8 protein-coding genes and 1 pseudogene are annotated in these 12088 nt (G+C 74.0%); 6 read left to right on the top strand and 3 right to left on the bottom strand.

The genetic code is table 11. The features are described 5' to 3' along the window. The coding region (locus GTW67_RS07145) for an APC family permease (protein WP_161163956.1) at positions 1 to 964 on the bottom strand (964 nt) is incomplete at its 3' end. A 263-nt stretch (positions 965 to 1227) separates the two neighbouring features. After that, positions 1228 to 1377: a hypothetical protein gene (locus tag GTW67_RS07140; RefSeq protein WP_161163955.1), complete on the bottom strand. Its 150-nt coding sequence runs from the start codon at positions 1375 to 1377 to the stop codon at positions 1228 to 1230. Between the two features lie 146 nt (positions 1378 to 1523). Between GTW67_RS07140 and GTW67_RS07135 the strand changes: the two genes are divergently transcribed. Continuing rightward, on the top strand, positions 1524 to 2390 hold the full coding sequence (locus GTW67_RS07135) for an SCO4651 family lipoprotein (RefSeq protein WP_161163954.1): 867 nt from the start codon (positions 1524 to 1526) through the stop codon (positions 2388 to 2390). 109 nt (positions 2391 to 2499) lie between these two features. Here the strand turns inward: GTW67_RS07135 and GTW67_RS07130 are convergent, their stop codons facing one another. After that, positions 2500 to 3030 carry an SRPBCC family protein gene (locus tag GTW67_RS07130; protein ID WP_161163953.1) on the bottom strand — a complete coding sequence of 177 codons (531 nt, stop codon included), beginning with the start codon at positions 3028 to 3030 and terminating at the stop codon, positions 2500 to 2502. A 183-nt stretch (positions 3031 to 3213) separates the two neighbouring features. Here GTW67_RS07130 and GTW67_RS07125 point away from each other — a divergent pair, with 183 nt between their 5' ends. From GTW67_RS07125 to GTW67_RS07105, 5 genes and pseudogenes are all read left to right on the top strand, one after another. After that, positions 3214 to 4431: a phospholipase D-like domain-containing protein gene (locus GTW67_RS07125; RefSeq protein ID WP_161163952.1), complete on the top strand. Its 1218-nt coding sequence runs from the start codon at positions 3214 to 3216 to the stop codon at positions 4429 to 4431. 52 nt (positions 4432 to 4483) lie between these two features. After that, positions 4484 to 5140, top strand: a complete 657-nt coding sequence (locus GTW67_RS07120; protein ID WP_161163951.1) for a maleylpyruvate isomerase N-terminal domain-containing protein — start codon at positions 4484 to 4486, stop codon at positions 5138 to 5140. An 81-nt stretch (positions 5141 to 5221) separates the two neighbouring features. Continuing rightward, the gene (locus GTW67_RS07115; protein ID WP_161163957.1) at positions 5222 to 6304 is read left to right on the top strand and encodes a DNA polymerase III subunit beta family protein; all 1083 of its coding nucleotides are present in this window, start codon (positions 5222 to 5224) and stop codon (positions 6302 to 6304) included. A 74-nt stretch (positions 6305 to 6378) separates the two neighbouring features. After that, a complete protein-coding gene (locus GTW67_RS07110) occupies positions 6379 to 7233 on the top strand; it encodes a DUF4132 domain-containing protein (protein WP_161163950.1) in 855 nt (284 codons plus the stop codon). After that, positions 7230 to 12088: pseudogene (locus GTW67_RS07105) on the top strand (hypothetical protein); the annotation flags it as partial. The gene GTW67_RS07110 and the pseudogene GTW67_RS07105, both read left to right, overlap by 4 nt.

Below are 12088 nucleotides of genomic sequence, written 5' to 3'. Positions count from 1 at the left end.
TCACCGGGCCCATGACGGGGCCGGCGAGGGCGGCGAAGACGTTGTCCGAGGTGTCGGGGTTCGCGAGTCCCAGGCCCCGGTCGCCGGAGCCCACGATCATCTGCGCGGCGACGCCCGTCAGCAGGTACGAGCCGACGAGCACGACCATGGCGACGAGCGCCGCGCGGCCCGGCGTACGGCTGCTGCCGCTGGTCTCCTCGTTGGCGGTGAGACAGGCGTCCCAGCCCCAGTACATGAAGATCGACAGCGACAGGCCGGCCGTGAACGCCGCGAAGGACTGGACGGCGAACGGATTCAGCCACGACCAGGAGAAGTGGGCCGAGGTGGGGAAGTCCGCGCCTCCGGCCTTGGTGAAGGCCATGATCACGAAGACCGCCAGGACCACCAGTTGCAGCGCCACCAGGGTGTACTGGAGGCCCTTGGTCGCCGTCATGCCGCGATAACTGATCACGGTGGCGACGGCGATGAGCGCCAGGCAGGTCACGATGTGGACGGCCTTGTTCCCGTCGAGTGCCGCCACCGAGTCGCTGCCGGTGATCTCGCCGGCGAGCAGCCAGAAGTAGGAGGTGGCCACGCCGGCCAGGTTCGACAGCACGATGATCGTGGCGATGACCAGGCCCCAGCCGCACATCCAGCCCACGCGCGGGCCGAAGGCCTTGACCGTCCAGGTGAACGAGGTGCCGCAGTCGGGCATGGCCTTGTTCAGCTCGCGGTAGGCGAAGGCGACGAGCAGCATCGGCAGGAAGCCGGCGAGGAACACGGCGGGCATCTGTACGCCGACCTCGCCGGCGGTGGAGCCGAGCGTCGAGGTGAGGCAGTACACCGGAGCGACGGTGGAGACGCCGATGACCGCGCTGCCCAGCAGGCCCACGGAATTGCCGCCCAGGCCCTTGCTTCGCATGCCGTCGGCAGGGGCCCCACCGTCTTTCGCGGTGGCCGGGGAACGCGTGTCCAGCTGAGTCATGAACAAGACGTTAAATCCTGCGATTTCCGTTGTTCGGCCGCTTGATGTGGACTAAGGGCCACGGCTACAACCTGGAATTCACACAGTCGATCGACGACATCCTCTCACTATCGAAGGCGCATCGAGCACAATGATCACTTGTTCCAAAGCGTGAGCGGTGAGTGTCCGATATTCGGTAACCGCATCACTGTCCGGATTGCGACGTCCGGAGCCTTCCGTGCGATCCGCGTCACACTCGCGCCCGGACGTCGTCCCGGGCCGGGTCATGGGGCGCAGCCGATGGCCGGCGGGACGACGTACCACTTCGTCACCGACGGCATCGCGTAGGCACCGGCCCGGGCGCGTGCGGCTGCCTGCGAGAGCGACGTGCTGGTCCACGGCGGTGCGACCACCGTCAACCAGAGCCTGGTCACTCATGTGACCTACCCCGTCCCGCACTGATCGCGAAATCACGCCAACCGGCCTTTCTCCGGGCGTATTTGCCTTCTCCCCGGGCACTCGCGGCGAAGGCCGACGGCACTTCCGCGAGGTCGGCCATCGTGAGGAGAGAGGAACATTCATGGGGAGCAGGGGGATGAAGGCGGCCTCGGTCGCGACAGCCGCCGTCATGGGAAGCGTCGCCCTGGCGGGCTGCGGCGGCGACAGCGAACCGGCGGCCGGCGGGTCCACCGCCTCGACGAGCGCGAGCAGCTCCGCCGGAGCCCGGCAGCAGGACACCACGGCTGTGCGCAACGCCTACGACAGAACGGCCGAGGCCGAGACCGCCAAGATGACGATGAAGGTGAAGGCCGACGCGAACGGCAAGTCGGTCACCGCCGACGGCCGCGGCGCCCTCGACCTGGCCGAGGGCGACAGCACCATGACCATCACCGCCGAGGGCCAGAGCATCGAGCAGCGGGTGGTCGACCAGGTCCTCTACCAGAAGGCGCCCGACCAGAAGGCCGCCGGCGGCAAGCCCTGGATGAAGATCGACCTGAAGCGGGTGGCCGGTCAGCAGGGCGCGAACCCGCAGCAGATCGGTGACCCCGCCCAGTCCGCGGCCTACGCGAAGGCGGTCACCGACAAGGACGTCTCCGAGGTCGGCACCGAGAAGATCGGCGGCGTCGACACCACGCACTACAAGGTCTCGATCGACGTCGCGAAGCTTCCCGGCGGCGCGCAGCTCGGCAAGCAGATCGGCCCGACGCTGCCCATGCAGATCTGGCTGGACGACGAGGGCCGCATCCGGCGCCAGCAGATCGACATGGCGCTCAAGGCCCCCGCCTCCGCCCAGCCGGAGAGCAGCGCGGCGCCCCAGCAGGTGAAGGTCAGCACGCTGATGGAGTTCTCCGACTTCGGCACGGACGTCGAGGCCGAGGCACCGCCGGCCGGCCAGGTGACCGACGTGACGGACCAGGTGGCGCAGGGCGGTCAGACACAGAACTGACCGCTGGGGGATGCCGGGGCCGGCTGCTCCGTACTCCGCTCAGCCGGCCCGCCCCACCCCCTCCTTGACGCCGCTCAGCCGGCCCGCCCCGCCCGCTCCCGGATGCCGCTCAGCCGGCCCGCTCCGCCAGTTCCTTGATGCCGAGCAGCGTGCCCTCGATCCCGGCGCGGAGCTCCTTCAGGCGCAGGGCGACGATCTCGTCCTCCCGGTCCGGCCGGTGCTCGACGGCGAGCGTGACGCCGCTGCGGCCCGGTCCGAGGACGGCCGTCTGGCGCAGGCGGGTGCCGTCGCCGTCGGCGTCGAGTTCGTAGCACCAGGAGGCCAGCGCCTTCGCGGGGTCGTGGGCCGGCTCCCCGAAGCGGCCGTCCTCGTCCAGGACGGCCCAGGCGAACACGCGGTGCTCGTCCAGCGTCACGACCTGGGAGACGGTGCGCCACTCCCCCAGCAGACGATGGCTGTTGTGTCCCTCGAAACGCGCGCCGACCGCTGGACGCAGCGCGCCGTCGAGCCAGGCCACCCGCTGGAGCTCCGGGCTGAGCCGGGCCGGCAGATGGATGTCGGTCACCAGATCCCAGACGCGCGGCACGGCCGCCCCGATCCGCACGTCGCACCGCACCTGTGGAAGCTCCGCAGAGCCCATGTCGTCCCCTCCGTCTCCGCCGGGCGCCGCCCCGCGAGGGGCCGGTGTCCGCAGCAACCCGAGCTCGCAGGCTAGCCGAGGCCACTCTCCGTGATGCCGGTGGCCAGAGGTAGGAGGGGCGGACTAAGCTTCCGGCGCCTCGGCAGCACAGGGACGGCCGCGGAAGAGCCAGGTGGAGGACCGATGCCGGAGCAGACCGCAGTGCCCGGGCGCACGCCCGCGACGGAACGGCGGGAGGACGCCGGCCCGGCCGCCGTGCAGCGGCTGCGGCGCCGTCTGGAGCGGCTGATCGGCGTGGCCGCCACCGAGGGCAACGAGCTCACCGCGCTGCGCAACGGCGACGAGATCTTCCCGGCGATGCTGGCGGCCATCCGGTCGGCGGAGCACACGGTCGACATGATGACGTTCGTGTACTGGCGGGGCAGCATCGCCCACGACTTCGCCTCCGCGCTCGCGGACCGGGCCCGGGCCGGGGTCCGGGTACGGCTGCTGCTGGACGGGTTCGGCGCCAAGGAGATCGAGCAGGAACTGCTCGACAGCATGGACGACGCCGGTGTGCAGGTGGCCTGGTTCCGAAGACCGCTGTGGCTGTCGCCGTTCAAGCAGAACCACCGCTGCCACCGCAAGGCGCTGGTGATCGACGAGCACACGGCGTTCACCGGCGGTGTGGGGATAGCCCAGGAGTGGTGCGGCGACGCCCGCACCCCGGACGAGTGGCGCGACACGCACGTCAAGGTGCGGGGCCCCGCCGTGGACGGCGTCGCCGCGGCGTTCGCCCAGAACTGGGCCGAGTGCCACGACGACCTCTACGACGACCGGGACCGGTTCACCGAGCACACCCAGCCCGGGACCTCCGTCGTCCAGGTGGTGCGCGGTTCGGCCAGCTTCGGCTGGCAGGACATGCAGACCCTGATCCGGGTGATGCTCACCTCCGCCGAGCACCGCTTCCGCCTGGCCACCGCCTACTTCGCGCCGGACACCTACTTCATCGACCTGCTGTGCGCCACGGCACGGCGCGGGGTGCGGGTGGAGATCCTGCTGCCCGGCCCGCACACCGACCAGCGGGCCTGCCAGCTGGCCGGCCAGTACCACTACGCGCGGCTCCTCGACGCGGGCGTGTCGATCCGCCAGTACCAGCCGACCATGATGCACGCCAAGATCATCACGGTGGACGGGGTGGCCTCGCTGATCGGCTCCACCAACTTCAACCGGCGCTCCATGGACCACGACGAGGAGGTCATGCTCGCCGTGCTCGACGAGGAGTTCACCGCCGGTCTCGACCGGGACTTCGACGCGGACCTCGAACGCAGCGTCGCGATCGACCGGGCCCGCTGGAGGCGCCGGGCCGCGCTCCAGCGGGTGCGGGAGGCCGCGGTGCTGCCCGTCCGGCGGTTCCTGTAGGCGTTCCGGGCGCGGCTTGTCCCCGCTCGGGGCACCGCACTACGTTGCGGTCGTGGATCTCTTCTCACGCTCCTGGACGGCGCTGCGCGCCGCCGTCGCCGACCTCCCCGACGAGGACTACGCGAAGCCGTCCGGCTGCGCCGGCTGGCTCGTGCGGGACCTCGTGTGCCATCTGGTCATCGACGCGCAGGACGTCCTGATCACCCTCGTCACCCCGGCCCGGACGGAACCGACCGTCGACGCGGTGTCGTACTGGAAGGTCGGGGACCGGCCGCCGACCGGTGAGGACCCCCTCGACGCGCTGATCGTCCGGCTGGCCGCCGCGTACGAGGATCCGCGGCTGCTCGCCTTCCACCTCGACGACGTCGGTTCCGCCGCGGGCCGCGCCGCCGCGCTCGCCGACCCCGGCGCCCGGGTGAGCACCCAGGACGAGGTCCTCACCGCCGGCGACTACCTCACGGCGTACGTCCTGGAGTGGACCCTGCACCACCTCGACCTGATCGCGCACCTCCCGGACGTGCCGGGGCCGCCGGCACAGGCGCTGGCGCACTCCCGCGGGGCGCTGGAGAGGATCGCCGGCGCCGCGTTCCCGGCGTCGTTCACCGACACGGACGTGCTGCTCGTGGGAACCGGCCGCCGGGCGCCGACCCGCGCGGAGGAGGAGGCACTGGGCGGGCTCGCCGCGCGACTGCCGCTCGTGCTCGGCTGACGCCGGCCGGGAGGCGGGCGGCGGGACGGAGTTGACCCTCGACCTGGTCAAGGGCCCACAGTCGGCGGCGTGGAGAACGAGATGCGCAGCATCGGGGAGACGGCCCGCGACAGTGGCCTGGGCGTGAGCGCCCTGCGGTTCTACGACCGCGCCGGGGTACTGGTCCCCGCCCGGGTGGATCCGGTGAGCGGCTACCGCTGGTACGCGCCGGAACAGGTGGAGGAGGCCCGGGTCCTGGCCCGGCTGCGGCGGACCGGGATGCCGCTCGCCGACATCCGGCTGGTGCTGGCCGGCTGGTCCGGCCCGGACCCCGGCCTGGTGCGGACCCTCCTTCAGGCGCATCTGCGCCGCCTCGAACAGGGGCTGTCCGACGCCCGCGACGAGTTCTCCACGCTCCGCGTCCTGCTCGACCAGAGGGAGAACCCCATGACGTCGCTCCGCACCGGCACCGTCCGGCTGTCCGTCCCCGCGCCCGAACTGGCCGCCGCGCTGGACGCGGTCCGTTTCGCGGCCGGCTCCGACCCCGAACTGCCGGTGCTCGGCGGGGTCCTGTTCGACCTGGAGGACGGTGTGCTGCGCCTGGTGGCCACCGACCGGTACCGGCTCGCCGTGGCGCGTGTCGGCGCCGCCGGCCACGACGGGCCCCGGGTACGGGCCGTCGTGCCCGCCCCGCTCGCCGACGCGATGCGGGCGCTGCTGACCGGCGAGGAGACCGTCCGGCTCACCGTGGACGGCGACCGGGTGACGCTCGACAGCGGGGACCGGCAGGCGGCCGGGCAGTGCCTCGCGCACGACTTCCCCGACTACCGCCGCCTCGTCCACCTGCCGTCCGGACGCCGGGCCGTCGTCGACGTGCCGGCCTTCCGGCGGGCCCTGGAGACCGGCCCCGTCCGCCCGGACGAGGCCGCCGGGCACGAGGTCGCCCCGCACGACGTCAGCGTGCTGCGGATCGCGGACGACGGCACGGTGGCCGTCTGCGAGGACGGCGACGACATCGCGGACCGCGTGGCCGTGAACCGCGCGTTCCTGCTGCACGCGCTCGCCGCCGGCGACCGGGACCGGCTGGTGCTGGAGTTCGGGGCTCCCACCGCGCCCCTCGCGGTCCGACGGACCGACGACGAGGACACGTTCTCCCTGCTGATGCCGGTCCGCCTGGAGAACTGACCGCCGCGCGGCGTTGTCAGTGGCCTGTCCTAGAGTTCCCAGCACTTGATCACTGCGGGTGCGGGGAGGCACGTATGGGGTGGGTGACGGCCGGGGACTACGAGGTCGCCCTGGACGACGGGAAGGTGGTGTGCCGCAACGCGGCCGGACGGCGGCTGAAGTCGGTGCCCGCCAAGCTCGGGGACGATCCGGCCGTGGTCGGGCTGCGGCAGCTCGCCGAGTGGCTGGAGCGGCACGAACGCCAGTGCCTGGCGGACGTGGAGCGGTGGATGGTCCGTTCGCTGCCCGTGCCTCTCGACGTCCTCACCCGGGTGTGGCCCGACCCCGCCTGGCGGTCCGCGCTGCGCGACCTCGTGGTCACCGGGGCGGACGGCGAGGTCGCCGGGTTCCTGCGGGACGCCGACCCCGAGCGCGGGCTCGGCCTCGTCGACCTCGACGGCGACACCGTGCGCATCGCCCCCGCCCTGGTCCGCCTCCCGCACCCGGTGCTCCTGGAGGACCTGGAGGAACTGCGGGAGTTCGCCGTCGAACTCGGCGTAGAGCAGCGCGCCCAGCAGCTCTTCCGCGAGGTCTGGCACCGGCCCGCCGGACTCGACGCCGAGGCCGTCTCCGTCGAGGAGTACGCGGGCGGCACCTTCCGGGAACTGCGCTTCCTGCACGGGCGGGTCACCCAGCTCGGGTACCGCGTGCGCGGCGGATACGCCGTCTGCTCCGTGCGCGAGGAAGGGCGGGGCGTCGAGGCCCGCGTCTGGGTCGGCGACTACGAGGGCTACGAGGAGACGGAGACCGGCCCCCTGACGTGGACCGACACCGCCGGGCAGGTGCTGAAGCTCGGCCGCGTCGGGCCCGTGGCCTGGTCGGAGGGCATGCGCATGGCGGCGGCGCTGTACGCCGGGCGGGACATCGAGGACGAGGAGCGGGCGGCATGAACGGGACGAACGACGCCGGCGGGCACCTGTCCGCCGCCCCGGGCTCCGGTTCCGGCTCCGATTCCGTCGGGTACGACGACGCGACGGCCGCCGCGCTGCTGGAAGCGGGCGCGGTCCTGCCGCCGGGGAGCACCGGCCGCGAGGACGCCGACACCCTCACCGTCCGCACCTACGCGCACCCCGCCCTCGGGGACCGCAGCGTCGTCCGGCTCGTGCCGGGCACGCTCGGCGACGCAGAGGACCTCGCGCTGGACTTCCTCGGGCTGGCCCGGGAGGCGGAGACGCCCGAGGTCGGGCAGGTGCGCCGGGAGACCCTCGGATTCCCGGCCTGGGCCCTGGTCAACGACCCGGCGAACGGGCATCACGCGCTGGCCCTGGTCAAGGACGTCGAGCGGCTCGCCCGGCAGGCCAAGTCCCGTCCCGGCACCGCCAAGGAGGGCTTCGAGGAGCTCGGCGACCGGCTCGGCCGGGCCGTGCCGCACTTCCTGCCCACCTTCTACGAGCAGGCCGCCCGCATCTTCCTCCAGCACGACAACACCACCTACGCGGGCGCCTTCTTCGGCAAGGCCCGCGACGCCGAGCGGGTGCACGCGCTCACCGTCGACGAGGAGCGGCAGCGGGCCGTCTTCCTGGAGTTCGCCTTCGCCGGGGCACTGACGGTCAAGGCGCTCAAGCAGCATGTGAAGGACCTCTCCGCGCGGCTCGACGGCACGCACGCGTGGGACCAGTTCCGGCAGTTGACCGTGGAGCGCTGCGCGGCGGGCCTGCCGCCGTACGCGTCGCTGCCGCAGGACGCCCGGGTGCTCATCAAGGCCGCGGGGCTGCCCCGCGTCGAGACCGAGTGCGCCCTCGTCGCCGACCTGATCGCCTCGCCCGCCGCCGTGCGGGCGCCCGCCTCCTTCTGGACCGCCTACCGGGCCACCCTGACCGTCCTCGCCGGACAGCGGCCGGACGTACGGGCCCGGTTGCTGGAGATCATGCCGGCCGGGCTGGACCGCACGACCGAGGCCGACGAGTTCTGGCTGGAGCTGCTGACCGAGTGCGGCGCCGACCGGCTGCTCACCGGGGAGACCGACGAGACCGGAGTGACCGGCGGCGGTGACCGGGCCGACGGTGCCGCCGCGGCCCAGGCCGACGGCGCGGCCGAGCGCGTGGACGCGGCCGAGTGGCTGAGCCGGTGGGCCGCCCATCGCAAGCACGGCGCCACGGTCAGCGACCGCTCGCCGGCCACTCTGGACCTCGTCGCCCGCATGGCGCCGCGGCTGCGCGCCGACGGCCGGCCCGTCGACCTGTTCAGCGGCCGCCGGTACACCGGCGTCGACATCGACCTGCTCGACCTGTGCGCCGCCGAGGACGTCCCGCTGGCCCTCCCGGAGCCCGGCACCGAGGTCCACATGAGGCTGCCCGACTGGGTGCTGTCCGAGGACCGGCCCGGTCGGCGCGACCTGGCCGCCGTCGCCGCGGACCCGAGGCTGCGGCCCCTGCTGCTGCACGCCGTCGGCGCGGTGGGCGGCGACCGGAACGGCTCCCGGGCACTGGAGCCTCTCGCCGAGCACCCCGTCCTCGGCGACGTGCTGCGCGAGTGGCTGGACGGCGCGGTCGGCGAGCTCACCGGCACGTCGGGCCTGCCCGGCGCCCGCGCCGCGCTGAACCGGCTCAGCCCCTTCCGTTCCGTGGCCCCGCGCGTCAACCCCGAGGCGGTCGCCCGCGTCGCCGGGTACGCGACGGCTCCCCTGCTCGGACGCACCCTGCGGGCCGGCATCCTGGACGAGCTGGGCTGGCCCGCGCTCGACCAGGCCCTGCGGCTGCTCGACGCCGAGCTGCGCAAGGACCGCGACAACGCGCTGACCGTGAACGAGGCCTGGCCCTGCCTGATCCTGTCCCGCGGGAACAAGGCGCTCGTCGTGGGGCCGGACGGCGTCGTCCTCGAACACGAGCTGCGGATACCGGTCGATCTGAGGCGCTGGGAGCGCCCGCAGTTCCGCTACACCGACGGTGAACTGCTGGTGGTGTGGTGGCACGAGGGCAAGCAGCACGGCTACTGGTCGTCCCGCCCGGCCGAGGTGATCACGCTCACCGGTGAGCGCGTGGCGCACGGCTGGTACGGCGACCACGCCGGCGCCCCGTCGATCCCGCTGCCCGGCGGCGGCCGGGTCACCGGCGGCCGCACGCTGCACGCCGGTGACACCGTCCTGCCCGCCGCCCGCCCCGTCCTCGGGGACGGCGCCCTGTTCTGGCGCCAGGGCCGGCAAGGGCGGCAGCGGGTGTGGCTGGAGTACGACCCGGAGACGGGCACCCACGGACGCGCCTCCCTGCCCGCCTTCCTGCGCTCCGGCATCCGGGACGACGCGACGCTGCTCCAGGACGAGTGCGAGACGCTGCCGCTCCAGCCCGGCATGGGGGACAGCCCGTTCGGCACCGACGGGAGTGTCGTCGGCCGGTGGGTGCGGGCCGAGGACGAGGCCGAGGAACTGCGCACGACCACCGGTACGCCCGACGGGCGCACCGTCACGCTGAGCACGTCACGGGGTGCGGCCCGCGCCGTTCCGCTCGGCGCGCTGCGGCTGCCCGGGGGCGCCGAGCCGGTCGTGGCCCGGGTGCACCGGCGGGTTTCCCTCTTCGCGCCGGACGACCGCACCGCGGGCGGCGAGCTGGGCCACGTCACGCCGAACGAGCGCGGCGGGACGTTCGCCGGGGGTACGCCGTTCGTGCCGCCGGTCGCGTTCTGGCACGCGCTGCGGCCCCGCGACGAGGCCGCGTCGGCCGTCCTGCGGTCCCTCACCGACGAGCGTGCCGCCGAGGCGCTGCGGGAGGCGGCAGAGGCGGTCACCGAACGGGAGGCCCAGGTGGCGGCCGCCCGCGCCACGGACAGCCCCGCCCCGACGGCCGGCGCCCAGAGCGCCGGTGGCGCTGGCACCGGTGGCCAGGGAAGCTCCGGTACAGCCGTGGACGCCGACGGCAAGCCCGTCGTGCCGAGCGTCGACGAGGTCGTACGCCGGGCCGTGTCCCGGTCGCTGCCCGGCCTCACCGACGAGCGGATGCTGACCGGCGTGGCGGGCCTGGTGCGCACGACGCTCCAGGTCGCCGCCCAGGCCACCGCGTTCGCGACGCCGCCCGTGGAGAAGCCGAAGCAGGACCGCCGGCTGAGCGAGGGCATGTTCGCGGACTACCGCCCCGAGCACGGCACCGACGAGATCCTGCGCAGGGCCACCTCCGGCCTGACCAGGGTGTGGGGAGGCTACGGCGGCAGGGACCAGTGGCACACGCTCCGTCAGGTCCGCGCCGTCAACCACGTGCTGTCGGGGAAGCCCGCCGACGGCAGGAAGCTGTCCGGCGACGACCGCCTCGCCGCCCTCGGCGACGGATGGCGCAGCGAGGAGCACACGGTCCCCGGCGTCGGCCTGGTCTGGCCGCCGCTGCTGGCCGTGCTGCGCCCGCTCGCCTACCGTGCCGCCTCGCCGGCCCTGCCCCCCGCCGAACGCGAGGCCCTGCTGCTCCTGCTCGAAGCGCTCTCGGAAGGGCCCCTCACCGCACCCGGGAACGCCCTGCGCGAGGTCGTCCTGAGCGAGCCGCGCGACAACAGGCAGCGCATCGGGCAGGTGATGCGCCGCGACGGCCGTACCGTCGTCGTCCTCGACTGCCACACCACCGACTACGCCCGCGACCGGGTCCACTGGCTCGCCCTCGACCACGATCCGACGGGCCGGTTCGGGGCCGTCGCCCACTTCGTCCTGGAGCGGGAGTACCGGCACACCCCGCCGCTGACGGCCGATGAGCTGACCGCCGTCGTCCGGCTGGGCCGGGAGAAGGACGCCGCTCCCTGGCAGGCCGAGGCACCCGCCGCGCTCGCCGAGGCGACGGGCGGGGCGCTGGGCCCCGCCCAGGCCGCGGTGCTGCTATCGGGGCATCCGGAGTAAGCGGGCGCCGAGGCGCTGGCCGCGACCGGCCTGAAGCCGCGTCAGTTCGCCGCGGCCAAGGGCATGCTCAGCTCCCTCACCGAGGAGGACCGGGCGCTGCTCATCGGCGCCCTGCTGCCCGAGGAGCCCGCCGGCCTGTGGACGTCCGGGCCCGACACGCGGGCGGCGGGCCGGGTGTGGGCCGAGCGCCTCGGCTCCCTCGTCCGCGTGCCCGAGGACCTGGCCGCCTGCCTCGACGGGCTGCCGACCGGATACGCCGAGTCCGTCCTCAACCCGGCCCGCACGGCGTGGCTCAGCCGCACGACCGTGCAGCGGCCGGACAAGGAGGGCCGGCTGGTCGCGGAGGACCCCGCCGCGGTGCCCGGACGACACCACCTGACCGGCGGGCTCGCCGCCCTCACCTCCCTCGCCTACGCCCTGCCCCACGGCCACCCCCTGCGGGCCGCCCTGCCGGACGGCCTGGCCGCGCTGCGCCGCCGCGTCGCCGACCCCGCGCTGCTGCTCGACCTGAGCGTCGGATGGACCGAGAAGGACGGGTACACCGCCGCCGAGCTGCGCAAGGCGTACGGGCTGCCCGCCACCGGCGGCGCCGACGAGGACGGCACCACCTGGATCGGGGAGGCGCTCGCGCTGCGCCCGTGGCACGGTGACGCGGAGACGGTCCTGATCCGCCCGGCCGGGCTCACCGGTCCGGACGACGCCCTCTTCGGACTGCTCGAAGGACTCGTGGGCCCCGCGCGCGGGGTGGGCCTGCGGGCGCTGCGGACCCTCCTCGGCGACGAGCCGGCCCGGGCCGTCGCCGCCGGCCTGGACTCCGGAGGCCCTGTCGGGTACGCCCAGGACCCCACGGTCGGCGCGCCGGAACTCGTCACCGAGGTCGCCGCGGCCCACGGCCTGGGCGAGGACGCCGCGGTGCTCTACCTCCAGCTGCTCGCCCT

Source organism: Streptomyces sp. SID5910, assembly GCF_009862125.1.
In the GTDB taxonomy this organism is placed as follows: Bacteria; Actinomycetota; Actinomycetes; order Streptomycetales; family Streptomycetaceae; genus Streptomyces.
Note: the sequence above shows the minus strand (reverse complement) of the source record. Positions and strands in the feature narration are given on the sequence as shown.

Bases quoted from the DNA above. Each gene is read 5' to 3' on its own strand.
- GTW67_RS07135 (WP_161163954.1), top strand. From the start codon at position 1,524: ATGGGGAGCAGGGGGATGAAGGCGGCCTCGGTCGCGACAGCCGCCGTC.
- GTW67_RS07130 (WP_161163953.1), bottom strand. From the start codon at position 3,030: ATGGGCTCTGCGGAGCTTCCACAGGTGCGGTGCGACGTGCGGATCGGG.
- GTW67_RS07115 (WP_161163957.1), top strand. From the start codon at position 5,222: ATGCGCAGCATCGGGGAGACGGCCCGCGACAGTGGCCTGGGCGTGAGC.
- GTW67_RS07125 (WP_161163952.1), top strand. From the start codon at position 3,214: ATGCCGGAGCAGACCGCAGTGCCCGGGCGCACGCCCGCGACGGAACGG.
- GTW67_RS07110 (WP_161163950.1), top strand. From the start codon at position 6,379: ATGGGGTGGGTGACGGCCGGGGACTACGAGGTCGCCCTGGACGACGGG.